We start from the raw sequence: 16,356 nt of genomic DNA on the forward strand, positions 1-16,356 counted from the left end.
GAGCGCATTCCTTGGGGGGGGGGTGGGGAGCTTAAAGGAAAATCGCTGTCGTCAGATGCTCAAGTATTAAACGTTTAAGCGTGACGGACTCAGACTTAACATTTGCGGAAGCGCATCAAACATCACCCCGAACTTCAAATGCAGTGACTGGCCTTGATCGGCTGCGACCCCAATCGCTTCAAACTGTTGATGCTCGACTCATCACCTTTGTCAGCCGCCATCTGATAACAGGCTAACGCCCGAGACATATCCTTCGTTCCCAACTCACCACCCTCAAAGGTAGAAGCCAGATAATTCATCGCGTCTGTGGAACCCATGGTGATCGCCCGAATGACCTGCTCTTCTGCCTGCTTGGGATGGAGGCAAGGGCCGTTATAGTCGGTGGAGTTTCCTGAACAAAGAAACGTGGCATAGCCCAGCGCGCCACTTGGTATTTTCGAGGCCGCTTTGAACAGCGCCTCAACCTTGCTGGTTTCCAGCTGAGAGGCCATCTGCGAAAGACTCAAGCGTGCCGCCGACAGGCTCGCCTGCGCGTCACCCGACTCTGCAGCACACACGAAATTTTCCAGCGACGCTTCAATCAACTCCACCGTCAGCGGGTATTGTTCAAGAAACCCCAGCCCACCCAACGCTTCGGCACGCTGATAACAGAAGTTCTCGGCGCGGCTCATTCCCGGGTTCTCTGTTGCGACAAGATCCTTCTCACTGATCGACCAATCCTCAATCCCCTCAAGCACCCAGCACGCCTGACGAGAGAAGTTGAAGATCTTGATATTGCTGTTGCCCGCCCGTTTATCCACCACATTGACGTGACTGTCGTCGACCTCTTCGATCTCGACCCCTGGTGTCTTGCCGGGTGTGATTGCAGCCATCAGCGGATAGGTGAAAGTAGCTCCACTGACACCCGAGGTCGAAGGCTCAAAAGTACTTCGCTCCTTTCCCGCTACCGGTTTCAACACCAGCGACTTGACCGTCATCGCAGTGAGCCGGCGTTGTGATTCGCTGTTGGCGGAAAACGCAGTCAGGAAAGGGGCGAACTCCTCCGAGGGGCAAGCGTCGCTGGTGGGAGCCGTCGAAGCGCTCTTATCGGATGCAAGCGCAGGGACGATCTTGTCCAGATACGCCGAGCGCTCGCGGCTCATTCTGGCGATACACGAGTTGACCGCGAACACATGCGCCGGCATCCCCGCCTCGATCTCGAATGCTTCCAAAGGGCAGTTAGCATCGCGCAACTTCAACCACGCACGCTGCGACTCTTTGACCTTCGCGGCGTACTCCGCGCCCAATGCCGGATCTGCTCGATAGTCAGACTCAAGTCGCGTCATCAGCTGCTTGTAGCTGACATTCAACTGCGTATCGGCAGCCTTCTTCGCCGCCTCCGAGCAGGGCACCATTTCCAGGCTTGAGGAGACATGGCTGCAGTCGTCCTGCGCATAGACCGCAGAAACAGGCAGCAGAACGGCCAGAAGGGTAAAAACGAAACGGTTCACTGTGTTCATCCTTGAGTCATTCAGGTTTTGCGCTTGGCGAACCGGGGCCAAACCACGTTCACGCATAATAAAGCGTGGCCTGCCCTATTAAACGCAAAGCATTGGCAGCCATCGCTATTTAGCACCATTTATTTTCTTTATATAAGATTTTATCAACCCTGCATTAACATAAGGAAAATGTTGCTCCTCACCTTCCTGATACCCTTCCATCCCACTCAAGTTCTTATCAAACCTGACAAGCTTATTCACAACCAGTTTATTGTCCGCACTCTTTTCATACCCATAAACTTGATAAAGGGTTCCGTACGTCCCGATTCCTCTGCTCGTAATTTCCCAAGAAACCAAAACAAGCACATTTTTTTTACCCTTTACCGGATAGAAGAAAATCGACTCAATTTTTGGATCTGACCCAGCTACATCGTATTTATCGACAAGACTTCTATTTTTTTTATTATCGGTATCAACAACATCCAAAACCAAGGAAACCGGAAACTCCGCGCTCCCTGTCTGCAAAAAGGAAAGCTCCCCTCCCTTTACAACATTAGTTTTAAACGGGCCCTGAATCACTCGTCCCTGAAGGTAATCTACATCTTGCGCATTGCTGGAGTTTGCTATAAGAAAAACGAAAGCAAACATGAAAAAACGGAGCATAGTAAATGACCTCTTAGTTTATATTCATTAGTGCAGCAAGGGCTTGGTATCTGTTGTTCCTGTCCGTATACCCGTTTTGGCCGCCATTCACCATTTGCGTTACATCGACCACGCTACCCGTCTTTGCAACTTCGCACAATTTTGTGCCTCCCTGACCAGTTTTGGTAAACCAGAAGACGAAGGCGGACTCAACACCGTATTCGGTTGAGGAAATCAAGAGATCTGGATTGGCCACGAAATCCTGAATATCTGAAGGATTTCGCTGATTATGCACATTAGTAAACCGTTGATACTCGGACTTTCCGGTTACCTGTAGCATTCCACGGCCACGATATCGATAACCGTCTCGACTAGCCTCATTGCCATTACCCATTCGATCCGCGTAAACATAACTGGCAAGATTTTCAGCGTTCATCGCGTAATGACTTGTTTCCGACCAAAGCTTGCTTCTCAACACACCAAAATCGCAACTATCCGTTTGCTCATTATAGCCATTCACATTGTTATGCCGTCTGCACCCATAGGTTTTCTTCATTTGTCGGGCACTGTAATTCAGGCCTTCTTCAATAATCCTGAATTGACTTTCGTGGCCAACTTGGGAGAGAAAATGTGCAATAGCTTTAGGTTGCTCAAGCTTATACGCCGCAGCATACTTATTAAGATACGGCAAAATATTCGAGTGATGTGCTTCCGCCCCTGCTGGATTAGCAGCCCGAAGCATCTCTAAGGTAATAAGATCACGTGGCGCAGTAAAATTCCCGATAAGCGCAATAGGGTGAATATGCCGAACATTAGTATCACTGGTAATTCCATGCTGCCCGACAAGCTTGTCCCACCAGCTCAATTTCTTAATTCTTGCCTTTTCTTCAATCCATTCACCATGTGGCTCTGATTCACTATGGCCCATCAATTCATCCAGAGAATCCCATTTTTCTTGTTTGAATTGCCACTCATTTTCATAGCGTGTAACCATCTGAGAAATCGGCTGTGCGAACCAAGGTTTACTCAAAGCCTCTTTTATTTCCGAAGGCGTGAGTTTTTTATCGCCGTTTCTGTCTAGAATTTTGTAAAGATTTTGCTTTGTAGATCCCTCTTCGGCGTTGCCGATATTAGGCTGGTAGTTAGCTTGCTCTTCCTCACTAAGACCTTCCTGTGCATGAAGAAACGCGGCCAAATGATCCACGTTACTTCCAGCCTCATCTATAAAGCTGAAACCCTCCCACTCAAATGGTGAATGGCGTGACAACGCAGTATCCGGCTCTGCAAACCAACCGCTGATTTCATTCCCTTCGGCATCCCCCAGCAACCCGTCCAGACGCCACCAAAGCGTATAGGTAGTGGTTCCACCCATGACAACAGGAACCTTTATCTTTTTTTCCGCGGGTAGCGCTTCCAATACCCCGACAGGGATAAAGAAGTCATAGCCAACCTTTTTGTGGGGATCGGTCACTCTCGGAGGATTTGTTGCGCTCATTCCTTGCGTGTGAGTGACCAACACGCTGTCTTTTGGAATTTTTACGAGCGTTTTTCCAGCGGCGGGCATCCCCGCAGCTTTCTCTTTACTCAGTTCGGTGAATGCCTTTACGTCTTCGCAGCTAAATACCTCAACGTGCAGCAGATTCTTTGGCGCCGAATCCGAATGGTTTTGATATTTGCCCACGTGACCGATCAGACTCCCAGCCGTAATCGGGAATGGGGTCGCCAAAACATGTACCGAGTCCTTCTCGGCTGGCTCACTTTTAGCTTCAAGGTTCCCCTCCCAGACATACCCGAGCACCTCAGCAGATGCCAGCGGAGGAATAGCATTCCCGCTGACGATCTCCAGAAGTTTTTGGTACTTGCCACGCGTCCCGTCGCTCCCGATTCTGACTTGCGTGCCGTGGGGCAAAATGGCTTTTTCAGCGCCAGATCGGCTTGCAGAAGCGCGAACGACCAAACCTTTCTGAGGTGGGTTCATCGGGTCTTTTGCAGCGGCGCCAATGACGTAAGTGTTGGGTGTCGGGCCCGCCGTCATTTCTCTCTTGAAAACCCAGCCTGCTCCGGGTTGGAGATCGGTATTAGCCGGCGTGACGCTGACCACCTTGAGCCAACCATTTTGCTCTTCCCCCGTCTCGACGACCGTACCGCGGCTCAAAACCGTTAGCACGGTTGCGTACCCTGGCTTACCACGCGGTTCCTGACGAACGCGCAAACCGAGGATTTCGTCGTCGGCCGTTGCTTTGACTTGCAACGTACCACCTCCCCAAAAGGGCGGCCGCGACAATGCTGCAGTTTCCTCATAGTTCTTCCACTGCAACAAATGCATATAAAGACTGAAAAAAATCAGGCTTGGACCAGGTGCTGACGGCGAAGCAGACGATCCTGCAGGAGCTGGGGTTGCGGGTTGTACCGGCACTTCCAAACGATGCTTAACCAATACAAAACCAGTCGAAAACTCAGCCTCAGCCGTACCGTAGGCGGATTTCGGGTACGTGCTATCAATGCGATAAGCGACTACTTCACCGTCAGCGATGCATTTAACTTCTGCCAAGTCCGGCACTAGACCCGAGGCTTCATCGAAATGAACACCACCATGCCAAAGGCCATTAGCACCCAACGGGTAGAAACCATCTTTGGCCTTGGCTAAAGCCTTGTAAAACTGCTGCGGATCAGTCGCCCCTGCCGCTCCAACTTTTAATGGATACGACCATTTTTCTACTTTCTTGGTTGTCTCTGTCATTACCAATTACCTGAATTCTGATCCCTGGTGGCTTGGATTGCCGTCAATGTCTTACCCGGAAAAGTTGAGCATTCGTTTCGGTTTGCGTTTGACCTGTTCTTCAGGCGCATTCCCCAACGCCTGATCCATCAAACTCCCCGCCTTATCCTTATCCGCCGCCCCCGGCAGCACCGGCGGTTTAATCCCGATCCCCGTGCCGGAACCAGCCGAGCCGCCAGCATTGATCTTGATCACCGGCCCAACCACCGTAACCCCACCGCCATCCAGCTTGATAAAGCTCCCACCCCCAAGAATGGTCAGCTCCGTCCCCGCCTCGATAACAATCTTGTCCCCAGCCTTGAGATGTATCTCTTTCCCCACACTGGTGAGCTGCGCAGTCCCCAGCTTCACATGCTGGTTCTGCCCCACCGTCAGGTGATCATCCAGCTTCGCTTCAACCTTGCGGTCGGAGATCGTGGTGCGGTGTTCTTCGGCCTTGAGTTCGGTGTAGGTGTTCTTCACCACGGTGTCGTGGCGTTCGTTGCCGACGCGGATTTTCTGGTCGTGCTCGATGTTTTCGTCCCAGTCGCGCTGGGCGTGGATGTAGATCTGCTCGGCGCCTTTTTTGTCTTCGATGCGCAATTCGTTGTAGCCGCCGCCACCCGGGGAGCTGAGGGTTTTGAAGACGCTGCGGGTTTTGTTGGCCGGCAGGGCGTACGGCACCGGGTTTTCCTTGTGGTACAGGCAGCCGGTGACGAGGGGTTGGTCGGGGTCGCCTTCGAGGAAGGTGACGAGGACTTCCATGCCGACGCGCGGGATGGAGATGGCGCCGTAGCGGTCGCCGGCCCAGGAGCTGGAGACGCGTAGCCAGCAGCTGGTTTTGTCGTCGGCGAGGCCTTCGCGGTCCCAGTGGAACTGGACTTTGATGCGGCCGTATTGGTCGCAGTGGATTTCTTCGCCTTTGGGGCCGGTGACCATGGCGGTCTGGCTGCCGAGCACGCGTGGTTTCGGGTGTTCGAGGGCCGGGCGGTAGAACACGTCCCACGGGGTGGCGAGGAACGTGTTGCGGTAGCCCTGGTGGAAGTCGTCCTTGTTGTCGGTGGTGTCGCTGGTCACGCCTTCTTCGAGGACTTGCGGCTGTTTGCCTTCGTGGAAGATTTCGGTGAGCAGCCACAGGTCGTTCCACTCGCTGCGCGGGTGATCGGACATGGCCATGAAGTGGCCGCTGACCAGTTTGGTCTGGTCGCCGCGACCTTCGGCCTGGCGGTAGTCGGCGCGGTGGCGTTCGAGGGCGCGCTGGCTGAGGAACTTGCCGCGCGCGCGGTCGATGAAGCGGCCCGGGTAGTCGTAGTCTTCGAGATCCGGTTCAGTGCTCTCGCCATCCGGCTTGTACGCCGCTTCCATTTGCAGGCGCGGTTTTTCGAAGTCGTAATCGCGACGCGTGGTGCGGCTGGTGCGGGTTTCCAGGCGCAGTTTGAAGCCCTTGATCACCGGTTCTTCGGCGACCATGCCGCTGCCCTGTATGTAGGCAGTCGGCTGGCCGAGGTCGGGGAACACGGTCTGGTCGTCGCCGAACACCAACAGATGGGCTTTTTCGCTGTGCTGAAAGTGGTAGTGAATACCCTCCTCTTCGCACAGGCGCTGGACGAAGTGCAGATCGGTTTCGTCGTACTGCACGCAGTAGTCGCGATCCGGGCACGGCTGGCTCAGCTGGAAGCTGTAGGCGTTGCCCTTGATCCCGTGTTCGTCGAGGATCAGCGCGATGATTTTCGGCGCCGACATCTGCTGGTAGATGCGCTGGTTGGTGCGGTGATGCAGGTATTGCAGTTGCGGCACCAGCGAGACCTTGTAGCGGGTCAGGCGCTTGCCGGCATCGCCCTGGGCGACGCGGTAGATCTGGCCGTGAATGCCCGAGCCCTGCGGATCGAATGCGAGAAACGCCTGCTTGTGCAGGAGTTTTTCCAGGTCCAGATCGGGGTTTTCGCTGACCAGTTCGAGGTCGAAACGAAACGGCTGGCTGATGCCTTCAGTGCCGGTGAACGACAGCACTTGCAGGTCGCCCACGTAGTCTTCGACCTTGAGGCTGAAGTGGGTTTCGTTAGCTGGGTTGAACATAAAGTGCTCCCTGTTCGAATGTCGTCCGTTACGCCCGAAGTCGCAACCGTTGCAGCCAGGACGAAGTGGCGCCCAAGGCGTCACGCAATTGTTCGGCAGTGATGGTGCGTTCTGCCGCATTGAAGCTCAGCGCGGTTCGCAGCGCTGGCCAGCCGTGTTTCGGTAAGTTCGCCGGGGCTTGCAGCTCGCGCTCCAGGTGCTCGTCGCGAGCCTGGGTCGAGGGCAAGCGGCGGAACGGGTGTTTGCCGCTCGCCAGTTCATAGATCACGCAGGCCACGCCGTACACGTCCGCGCTGGCCGACAACGGTTGGCCCTCAAGCAGTTCGGGGGCGGCGTAGCCCGGGGTCCAGGCATTGAAACGCTCGCGGCTCAGGTGCGGCAGGCCGGGCAAGGTGCCCTCTTCTGCTTGGCCCAAGCCGAAGTCAAAAAGGCGCAGGCCGTCTTCGCTGAGCATGACGTTGCTAGGTTTCATGTCACCGTGCAGCACGCCGCGACGGTGGGCGTAGGCCAGCGTATCGAGCAGCGGCAGCGCGATGTCGCGCGTTTCTTTCCACGGCAGGCCCAGGGGCCGCTCGCAGAGCAATTTGTCCAGGGTCAGACCACGCATGTATTCCATGGTGATGAAGGCCCGCTGGCAGTCGGTGTCGACTTCAAAAGTGTGTGCACGCACGACGTTGTCGTGGCGCAGGCGTCGGGTCAGGGCGAACTCGCTGTAGAGCAAGGCACTGGCGTCCGGCGACTCGGCAAATTCTTCGCTGAGGATTTTCAGCGCAATGTAAGGGTCGGGATCGCCGAACTGCTCGTGCAGCAGGTCCCGCGCCCGATAGACCGCACCCATGCCGCCCGCCCCGAGCAGACGCTCGAGGTGGTAGCGGCCGGCGAGTACGTCCGGCAGTGCACCGATGCTGGCCTTGGTTGGCGCCAGCAACGGCTCGGCGTTGTTTGCCTTGGCGAAGGCGAAGTAGGTCAGGTTGTTGGCCTGCTCTTCGCTCATCAGCACGTCATCGATTGGCGATTCGATATTGGTCATTGGCGGATCACCACGGCAGTCAGGTTGTCCCGGGCGGCGCCCCGCAGGGCACCGTCGAACAGACGTTCCAGCGCCACGTGCGGCGCACTCAGGCTGAGCGCGTTGCCAAGGGCATCGCTGCTCAGGCCCTGATACAAACCATCGCTGCACAACAAGAACGCATCGCCCGGATAGACCTCGAGTTCGAGGACATCCAGGGTCAGCTGCTCAGCGGCGCCGACGGCTCGGGTCAAGGCCTGAGCTGCCGGGTGCGCCGCCGCCTGTTCAACGCTCATTTGCTGTTCGTCGATCAGTTGCTGTTGCAGCGAATGGTCCTTGGACAGCTGATACAGCCGCTGCCCGCGCCACATGTAGCAACGGCTGTCGCCGGCCCAGATGCAGGCCGCGCGATTGCCTTCCACCAACAGCGCCACGACGGTGCTGCCCATGATGCTGTCGTGGCGTCCGGCGGTGACCGTCAACTCTTGCCCCAGGCGCCGGTTCAGCCAGTGCAGGCACTGGCGGATGGCTTTGAGGCGTTCGTCGAAGTCCTCGTGTTGCGGCAGTTCAGCCAGGCTGGCGACGATCAACTGGCTGGCAATGTCGCCCCCCTGATGACCGCCCATGCCGTCCGCGACCACCCACAGCCCCTGCTGCGGCGAGTCGAGGAAGGCATCTTCGTTGCGCGCCCGCACCTTGCCCGGGTCGGTACGCGCCGCGCTACGCCAGGGACTGGCCACCAGCATCAGAGCTGCACCGGCATACGGAAGGTGCGCAGCACGCCCATGTCGAACGGATTCGGCGTGCGCTGGCTGGTCAGCAAGTAGTTGGCGCGCAGGCCACCCACGTCGGCTTTCAGCACCAGCACGTCGCGACCGCTCAGGTACTCGGTCTGCATCAGGTCGAACAGACGGAACAGCGACCATGGGCCGGAGTTCTTCTCGATACCGATCGGACGCCCGGCCATCTTGTCCATCACCAGGCTGGTGCGACCGTCTTCAGCATCGGTCGGCCACTTGAACGATACCGGCACAATCGGGCCGTGACGGTATTCGATGGTCTTGTCGCCGAACTTGAACTCGGAACGGCTCACCGCCGGGTCGAGGGTGTACGGTTCCAGTTTGAACTGCACGGTCGGCTCGGCCGGGTTGATCGAGAAGAAGCTCTGGCGAATGGTCAGGGCTGCCGCCATCTGGTCGAGATACATCTTCGACACCGGCAGGCTGTGACCGTCGACGCTGCGCATCCTGTAGTTGCCCGGATCACCGCTGACGAACGGACGCATGTAGCTGTCGAAGAAGCGGTCGACGGTGCCTTGAGCCCGGAAGAACTCGCGGAAGTCGCTGATCGCCACGTCGCTGGTGCTGCTGGCGCTGAACGGATAACGCTTGCTGATGGTTTTGCCATACACGCTGTACAGCTCGTTCTGATAACGGCCGTTCAGGTATTGGTAGGCATCGTTGAGCACCAGGCGCCACGAGTCCTCGGCCAGCACGTTGAACCACACGCTCAGCGGACGCGGCAGGCGACCCGAGGCGGCACGCAGATTGGTCAGCGCATCACGCTGGCCGCTCATGCGGGTTTTCGCCAGTTCGAACGCGGCTTGTTCCGGTGTACTGGAGCGGGCCAGACCGGACAGTTGCAGTTGCAGGTCGTTGAGCGCGCTGAGGGCCGGGGTCAGGTCAGCGGCCGGGCCGTTGTTGTCATCGAGCAAACGATGCAGCGGCTCGAAGCGGCGTTGCAGCGACTTCTTCGCGGTGTCCGGCAGGCTTTTCGCCACGGCCATCGCCGAAGCCTTGTCGGCGACAGCCGAGGCCAGTTTGCCGACCTTGCCCAGTTTGCCTTTCTGCCCAGCGAGCGCATCAGCAGCATCACCGGCTTCATCCACCGGATCGGCAGCGGCCGGGAAGCGCGTGTTCTCGCGTACTTCAGTGAGCAATGCCAGCACCGGCGAGTTGGCCGAAGTCAGGCCCGCCAGTTGCTCGGCGCCTTCACCGGCGTCGCTGATCGGCGGCAAGGCCACCTGGCCAACGGCTTCACTCCAGTAGTTGGCGTAGTCGCGGAAGTACAGTTGCTCCAGCTCGACCATCAGGCGACGCAAGTCCATGTCGCTGATGCCCGCGCCTTCGCCCAGCACCCAGTTATCACGCAGAATGTCGGTGACCAGCGCCGAACCCTGCACCGAGAAATACTGCTGATAACCCTGCTGGGTGTAGAACCCCGGGATCACGTATTCGGTGCCGATGAACAGCGAGCCCTGCGGGCCGAGGTGTTGACTGAAACGGTATTCCGGCAGGTTGCGCGCTTGCTCGCGGAGCATGCGGTAGACCACGGTGGCCAGCGATTCGGCGCGCAGGACCTGACGTGCCTGTGTCACCAGCTGATCGTTCAGCGGGTAGATGAACGGCTGCTTCAGCAGGCGCTCAAGGTGGGTGTTCAGGCCGTTCTGCACCGCGGTGTTGCCGGTGTAGCGCTGCGACCAGTCAGTGGCAACCCAGTCCTTGAGCCACGCGGCGTCACGACGGTCTTTCATGTTCAGCATCAGGTACGCACGCAGGCTGTTGAGCAGCTTTTCGCGGTCCTTCATGTTGGCGCGGATCTGCCCTTCGAGCGTGGTCGCGACCCGTGGCAGCAGCTGCGCTTCGAGCTCGTGCTCGTAGGCTTGCTTGACCACCGGATTGACGTCTTCGCCCTGATACAGACCGCCACGCTCGTGGTACGAGACGTCACCCTTCTTCGGGAACACTTGAGTTGCGGCGTAGCTGGTGTCGAGGGTTTTCAGCACGCCCATCGCATCATCACGCGGGGTCAGCGCCGAACGCTGCTGAGTCCAGTTCTGCGCCAGTGTGCGCAGGTTTTCCAGACGTTCGTAGTTGGCCGAGAACCCACCGGCCCAGAGCATGCCGAACAGCGCCAGTGCCGCCAGTGCGCCGACGTACAGCGCACGCTGGCCCCAATGAATGCGGCTGCGCTCGCGCTTGTCGAGGCCGGCCAGATCCGACTCCGGGAAAATCACCCGGCTGAACAGATGATGGATGAAACGTGAACGGCCACTGCGCAGGGTCGGCAGCACGCCGGCATTCATGCCCAGATTGGCGCCGATGCCGGCGGTGGTCGCGTCCATTTCCTGAGTCAGGTGCGGGGCACTGGTCAGGTAGAAACCACGCAGCAGCGAGGCGCGCTGGTAACGGTTGCCGGTGAACGCCATATCCACGAACAGGCACAAACGCTCGCCGATCTGCCCCAGTTGATGCGGGAAGTCGAGGATGCGGCCACGGCGCTGGGTATCGCGCTCGGAGTGCATGCGCATGATCACCTGATTGTTCAGGCGCCGCAGCAGCTCTTCGAACTCGCCGCGCAGTACAGCGACGTCGGTGCCAATCTGATCCTTGCGGAAACTGGTGCCCAACACCTGATCGCTTTCTTCGCGGGTCAGTTGATCGAAGAACTCGTCGAAACCGAGCAGCTTGTCAGCCTTGCTCAGCACCAGATACACCGGCACATCGACGTGCAGTTTCTGATAGACGTCTTGCAGACGACCACGCACCTGGCGCGCCAGGGTATCGATGTCCTGCTCGCTGCCACCGATCAGGGATTCCACCGGAATGGTCACCAGCACACCGTTCAACGGACGCCCGCGACGGCGCTTGCGCAGCAACTCGAGCAAGGTAGTCCAGGCACTGCCGTCGACTTCCGCGTCCGGCTGGGTGGTGTAGCGCCCGGCGGTGTCGATCAGCACACCGTGGTCGGCGAAGTACCAGTCGCAATGACGGGTGCCGAGGGTGTCGCGGGTCAGCTTGCGGTCGATCTTGTTGATCGGGAATTCCAGCCCGGAGAAGTCCAGCAGGCTGGTCTTGCCGGAAGCCTGCGGACCGATCAGCAGGTACCACGGCAAGTCGTTGCGCCAGCGTTCGCTGCGGCCGCGATACAGGCTCGAAGTCTTCAGGGTTTTCAGCGCGTCCTTGAAGCGCGCCTTCAACTCTTTCTGCTCTTCTTCGATCAGCTCGTCACGACGAATGCGATCCTGGCCGTCTTCGGTTTCTTCGACGGCTTTCTTGCGGATACCCGCGCGCCAGCTGACGAAGACCATGGTCAGGCCCCAGATCAGGAACAGCACGCTGATGGTCAGCAGACGCGAGGTCGCGCTCTCCCAGAACTTGTAGTCATCCACTGCCAACAACGGGCCGACGAACCACACCAGCAGCGCCACGAACAGCACCAGCAGCAGGGTCCAGACCCAGGTCTGGCGCAGGAAGGCGCCGACTTTCTTGAAAAACTTTTTCATCACACGTCCCTGTTACGGCTGCGACTGCGGTTGAACCGCGGCCGGATCAAGCGGCTGATAAGGTTGCAGAACGGTGTCGCGCTGCTCGCCCAGGACCCAGGCGAAGCCCGAATACATCACCACCAGGCAGACCAACGTGAACAGCACCACCATCCACGCCGGCACGATGCGCACCAGGTTGCGGCGCTGATCGTTGAGGCCTTCCCAGTGCGGCGACAACTCGCGCGGCACGTCGCCACGCAACTGACGGATCTGCCGGTACAGGGCGTCGCGGATGCCTTCAAGTTCGAGCATGCCACGCGCCTGCACGCGGTACTTGCCCTCGAAACCGAGGGACAGGCACAGGTACATCAGCTCGAGCATCGGCAGGTGTTTGACCGGGTTCTTCGACAGGCGATCGAGCAGCTGGAAGAACTTCTCGCCACCAAAGGTCTCGTTGTGGAAGCTGCTGAGCAGGCTCATCTGCGACCACTCGCTTTCGTTGCCCCACGGCGTGGTCACGACCGCTTCGTCGACCACGGTGCAGAGCACGTAACGGGCGGCCATCACCTGGCTGCTTTCGGCGCCGTTGTGCAGGGCGCGCACTTCAAACAGCTTGAGCCCGACGGTCAGACGCTCGTTGAGCGCGTAGAGGTCTTCGCGGGTTTCGCTGTGCTTGAGGCGCACCACTTCCGAGAGCAGTTCGGACGACGCCGCCACCAGCGAATTGAGGCTGATGTTGAAGGCCTCCGCCGGGCGCAGGCGCGCGGCGTAGATCATCCGTTCTTCCAGTTGCTCGAAGCGCGGTGGCGCGGCGAAGTCGGTCAGCGGACTCGCTGCCGGTCCGTGGCCCTGACGATCGAGCAGGACGGTTTTGTCGTCCTGGTTGTAATCCGTTTCCTTGATCATGTCGGTCAGTTCCTGATGGCCCAGAATTTCAGTTCAAGCTCGGCAAATTCGCCGGACACGTGGAACGCGAAGCCGCCGGAGCGCTCGAGTTGCGCCAGGTCTTCGGAACTGAGTTCGAGGATGAAGTAGGTTTTGTTCGAGTGGAACGCGATCTGCCGCGGGGCCACCGGCAACGGTTTGACCTTGATCCCCGGCAAGTGCAGGTTGACCAGTTGGCGGATGCGCTCCACCGGGCCGACCTTGAGGTGCGCCGGCAAGCGGTGGCGCAGTTCTTCGGAGTCGCAGTTGGCACTCGCCGCCAGCACGAACGAAGCCGAGCCCAGCAGTTTGTGGTCGTGCAACGGCGAAACGATGATGCCGTACTGGCGCGCTTGCAGGATCAGCTCGATGGCGTGCTGTTCCAGCACCATCGACAGCACCTGACGAATCGCTTCCATCAGTTTGCGGAAGCTCGCGCCCTGATCGGCGTGGGAATAACGGCTGTCCAGACGCGGACGCTTGCTGTCGCTGGAGAAGGTCGCCAGATCGCCGAGCATGGTCAGCAGCGTGCGGTACAACTCTTCCGGATGCACCTGCTCCAGACCCAGGTAATGGCGCAGCAGCAGTTCGGTGCGGTTGATCAGTTGCAGCATCATGAAGTCACCGACTTCCGCGCCGCCAACCTTGCCGTTGGAGCGAATCCGCTCGGCAATCGTGTCGCCCCGATGGTTGAGCATGCTGATGACTTCTTTCAGGCACGACAGCAGATAGCTGGACGCGTGGGCCTGAATGTAGGTCGGCACGAAGTCCGGATCGAGGCTGATCACGCCGTCGGGCGTGGTGTCGAGCACGTCGCAGATCTTCAGCTTCACGTAGGCCTGATCGCTCTGCTGCTCGCCGAGCAGCAGTTTGAAGTCCGGGCGGCCACAGCTGACCTGGCTGGCGGAGTCGTCGCCGGCGTTGGAGTCGGCCACTTCGGCGTCATACGCGGTGTAACGCGCCAGCACGTCGGATTGCTCCGGACGGCGCGCTTCGATGTGGTTACCGGTAACCAACGGCAGCGCCAGGTAGATCGGGGTGTTGCCGGTGTTCGGCGGCACATCCAGCGCCAGCGGTTCGGTGTTGCCGCCGAGTTCGAACAGGCTGCCGTCCGGCAGGATCCCCGACGCGGCACTGATCACCAGTTTGCCCATGTTGAGGAACTGCAGGTCGATCTCCAGATTGAGGAAACCCCAGGTGTAGCCACCCAGCAATTGGGTGCGGGTTTTCATCTGGTGATCGTAATAGCGATCGTTGTGCTGAAAGTGCTGCGGCCGCAGCAGCATGCCTTCCTGCCAAATGACTTTATGGGTATTCATGTTCAGTCATCCGCCTTGGCGAGCGCTTCATGGGTGTTGCGGATACCCGCCTGATCCAGGGTCAGATCAGCTTCGGTCAGCTCCAGCGGCGTGACCTGCACGGTATAGCGCCACTTGGTTTCCGGCAGATCGCGGTAGGCGGCGAGAACGCCGACGTAGCGGCTGCCCTCCTCCACGCTGAGCTTCATTTCCACGGTTTCACCCGGGCGCAGTTCGAGTTCTTCGCTGGCCACCAGATCCGGGTTGAGGGATTCCTTGGCACGCTCGTAAAGGCTGAAGAAATCAGCGTTCTCGAAGGTCACCGGGTGCTTGAGCTCGAACAGGCGCACGACGATCGGCGACGGGCGACCGTTGAGGTCCGGGTTGAGCTGATCGCTGCCGGTCAGCTTCAGGTTGATCTTGGTCACTTTCGAGTACGGCGACAGCGACGAGCATCCGGCCAGCAGCACCAGCACGGTGAGCGCAGTCAGCGTCTTGAAAAAAGCGGTCGAGCGGCGAGACATGCGCATCATCCTTGGTGGTCGGTGTGGAGGGTGGAGATCAGGCGGATCTGTTCTTCGTAGGCCTGGGCGAAGTCGCGGGCCAGCAGACGCTCGCTCCAGTCATCGTCCTGACGCAGTGCCTGGTGGTAACGGCCGAACGCTCTCCAGCGTCCGCCCGAGGTGGCGATCAACGGCTTGTTGTCGCGCTCGAAACGCAGGGTCAGTTGCTCTGGCGAGAAGTGCTCCAGAGTGCCGCGTACGGCGGCCCGGCTGGCGGTGAGCAAAGCCACCTGATGCGCCTGCAGATCGCGGAACGCCCGAGAGATCGCCTGTTCGGCCGGCAGATGACCGGGCTTGTGCGGCTGCAACAGAATCTCCAGCGCTTCGCTCGGATCGACGGCGAATTTCAGCGGGTTCTTGTTGGTGCCTTGCACGGTGGTCTGGGCCAGACGCAGTTCGTTTTTCAGCTCCGAACGAGTGCGCAGGCTCTGCTGCAAACCGCCGATGCTCTGGCGCAGCAGACGCGCGGCGTTCAGCGCCAAGGCTTCGCGGGCGTCGTGATCGAGGCTTTTGACATCCACACCCAGCGCCGCGCCGAAATGCTCCCAGAACCCTTCGCTCTGACGCTCGACGGCTTTCGGGGCCGGAGCTGGCTCGGGTTCAACCGGGGCAATCAGCTCCGGCACCATCAGGCTTTCCATGTCGATGCGCGCGTAGTCGGCGCGCTGGCGGGTGTCTTCCGGCTTGGTGTTCGGTGCCAGCAGCTCGTCGATTTCCGAGTACACGCGCTCTTGCTGTTCGAGGGCGTTGAGCGGATCGAGGTCGAGAAACGCGTCGTCCGGAATGATGCTGCCGGCGGCACGCGGACGGCCGACTTCACCGTCGAAGGTCGCCGGGTCACGCACCAGCCGTGCACGGATCTCGAAGTCGCCGAGCACGTAGGTGCTGCCGTGCTCGATGCGCACCGGTTCACCCTTGTGCAGGCGCGCGCCGCTGTCACCGTCCTGGACACCGTTGCTGCTGGTGTCGGTCAGGAAAAACGTACCTTCGCGGTAGCTGACGATCGCGTGGTGATTGGACAGATGACGCTTGCGGTCAGGAATGATCCAGTCGCAGTCCTCGCCCCGCCCGATCACGCCGCCGGCCTGTTTGAAGGTCTTCTGGCACAGCTCGGTGGGCACGAACTGCTTGGTGTTCAGCATTTCGAAAACCAGTTCCATGTTTGATGCTCCTTGCGGTCACTTGCCGCGATTGACCGCTTGCGGATCACCCAACGGGCGATAGTCGTTGTCGTTGAATTTGTAATTGCCGCTACAGCCGCCAAGGCCGCATAGAACGACGAGGGTCAGCAGGACAGCGTGCCAGTGACGAACAGACATCAGAGGGTCTCCAGGGGTAGAC

Annotated in this window: 12 protein-coding genes; all 12 read right to left on the minus strand. The window is 59.0% G+C overall.

Annotation, left to right across the window (positions count from 1 at the left end; translation table 11 throughout):
- Positions 1-134: 134 nt before the first annotated feature.
- Complete coding sequence (locus J5M57_RS14835; protein WP_207848612.1) at positions 135-1,490, minus strand: lysozyme inhibitor LprI family protein; 1,356 nt, start codon at positions 1,488-1,490, stop codon at positions 135-137.
- A gap of 114 nt (positions 1,491-1,604) precedes the next feature.
- On the minus strand, positions 1,605-2,141 hold the full coding sequence (locus tag J5M57_RS14840; RefSeq protein ID WP_169842927.1) for a hypothetical protein: 537 nt from the start codon (positions 2,139-2,141) through the stop codon (positions 1,605-1,607).
- A gap of 13 nt (positions 2,142-2,154) precedes the next feature.
- Positions 2,155-4,860, minus strand: coding sequence for a hypothetical protein (locus J5M57_RS14845; protein ID WP_207848613.1), 2,706 nt, complete (start codon positions 4,858-4,860; stop codon positions 2,155-2,157).
- Between the two features lie 51 nt (positions 4,861-4,911).
- On the minus strand, positions 4,912-6,954 hold the full coding sequence (locus J5M57_RS14850) for a type VI secretion system tip protein VgrG (RefSeq protein WP_207848614.1): 2,043 nt from the start codon (positions 6,952-6,954) through the stop codon (positions 4,912-4,914).
- 28 nt (positions 6,955-6,982) lie between these two features.
- Positions 6,983-7,984 carry a serine/threonine-protein kinase gene (locus tag J5M57_RS14855; RefSeq protein ID WP_169842924.1) on the minus strand — a complete coding sequence of 334 codons (1,002 nt, stop codon included), beginning with the start codon at positions 7,982-7,984 and terminating at the stop codon, positions 6,983-6,985.
- Positions 7,981-8,709 (minus strand): PP2C family serine/threonine-protein phosphatase, encoded by a 729-nt coding sequence (locus J5M57_RS14860; RefSeq protein WP_027610389.1) that lies wholly within the window; start codon positions 8,707-8,709, stop codon positions 7,981-7,983. Before J5M57_RS14860 ends, J5M57_RS14855 begins: the two co-directional genes overlap by 4 nt.
- Positions 8,709-12,248, minus strand: coding sequence for a type VI secretion system membrane subunit TssM (tssM, locus tag J5M57_RS14865; protein WP_169842923.1), 3,540 nt, complete (start codon positions 12,246-12,248; stop codon positions 8,709-8,711). Before tssM ends, J5M57_RS14860 begins: the two co-directional genes overlap by 1 nt.
- 12 nt (positions 12,249-12,260) lie before the next feature.
- The gene (gene icmH, locus J5M57_RS14870; protein WP_207848615.1) at positions 12,261-13,136 is read right to left on the minus strand and encodes a type IVB secretion system protein IcmH/DotU; all 876 of its coding nucleotides are present in this window, start codon (positions 13,134-13,136) and stop codon (positions 12,261-12,263) included.
- 5 nt (positions 13,137-13,141) lie between these two features.
- Positions 13,142-14,473, minus strand: coding sequence for a type VI secretion system baseplate subunit TssK (gene tssK, locus J5M57_RS14875; RefSeq protein ID WP_007962327.1), 1,332 nt, complete (start codon positions 14,471-14,473; stop codon positions 13,142-13,144).
- Between the two features lie 2 nt (positions 14,474-14,475).
- Positions 14,476-14,976, minus strand: a complete 501-nt coding sequence (tssJ, locus tag J5M57_RS14880) for a type VI secretion system lipoprotein TssJ (protein WP_007962325.1) — start codon at positions 14,974-14,976, stop codon at positions 14,476-14,478.
- 5 nt (positions 14,977-14,981) lie between these two features.
- Positions 14,982-16,175 carry a type VI secretion system-associated FHA domain protein TagH gene (gene tagH / locus J5M57_RS14885; RefSeq protein ID WP_083367533.1) on the minus strand — a complete coding sequence of 398 codons (1,194 nt, stop codon included), beginning with the start codon at positions 16,173-16,175 and terminating at the stop codon, positions 14,982-14,984.
- A gap of 18 nt (positions 16,176-16,193) precedes the next feature.
- On the minus strand, positions 16,194-16,334 hold the full coding sequence (locus J5M57_RS14890) for a hypothetical protein (protein ID WP_003229566.1): 141 nt from the start codon (positions 16,332-16,334) through the stop codon (positions 16,194-16,196).
- Between the last annotated feature and the right edge of the window lie 22 nt (positions 16,335-16,356).

It is taken from the genome of Pseudomonas sp. 86_A, from assembly GCF_017491705.1.
GTDB classification, from domain to species: Bacteria; Pseudomonadota; Gammaproteobacteria; order Pseudomonadales; family Pseudomonadaceae; genus Aquipseudomonas; species Aquipseudomonas koreensis.

What these genes read in the sequence shown, in the direction of transcription:
- J5M57_RS14840 (WP_169842927.1), bottom strand. Translation starts at nt 2,141, where the DNA reads ATGCTCCGTTTTTTCATGTTTGCTTTCGTTTTTCTTATAGCAAACTCC.
- J5M57_RS14845 (WP_207848613.1), bottom strand. Translation starts at nt 4,860, where the DNA reads ATGACAGAGACAACCAAGAAAGTAGAAAAATGGTCGTATCCATTAAAA.
- J5M57_RS14850 (WP_207848614.1), bottom strand. Translation starts at nt 6,954, where the DNA reads ATGTTCAACCCAGCTAACGAAACCCACTTCAGCCTCAAGGTCGAAGAC.
- J5M57_RS14855 (WP_169842924.1), bottom strand. Translation starts at nt 7,984, where the DNA reads ATGACCAATATCGAATCGCCAATCGATGACGTGCTGATGAGCGAAGAG.
- J5M57_RS14860 (WP_027610389.1), bottom strand. Translation starts at nt 8,709, where the DNA reads ATGCTGGTGGCCAGTCCCTGGCGTAGCGCGGCGCGTACCGACCCGGGC.
- tssM (WP_169842923.1), bottom strand. Translation starts at nt 12,248, where the DNA reads ATGAAAAAGTTTTTCAAGAAAGTCGGCGCCTTCCTGCGCCAGACCTGG.
- icmH (WP_207848615.1), bottom strand. Translation starts at nt 13,136, where the DNA reads ATGATCAAGGAAACGGATTACAACCAGGACGACAAAACCGTCCTGCTC.
- tssK (WP_007962327.1), bottom strand. Translation starts at nt 14,473, where the DNA reads ATGAATACCCATAAAGTCATTTGGCAGGAAGGCATGCTGCTGCGGCCG.
- tssJ (WP_007962325.1), bottom strand. Translation starts at nt 14,976, where the DNA reads ATGTCTCGCCGCTCGACCGCTTTTTTCAAGACGCTGACTGCGCTCACC.
- tagH (WP_083367533.1), bottom strand. Translation starts at nt 16,175, where the DNA reads ATGGAACTGGTTTTCGAAATGCTGAACACCAAGCAGTTCGTGCCCACC.
- J5M57_RS14890 (WP_003229566.1), bottom strand. Translation starts at nt 16,334, where the DNA reads ATGTCTGTTCGTCACTGGCACGCTGTCCTGCTGACCCTCGTCGTTCTA.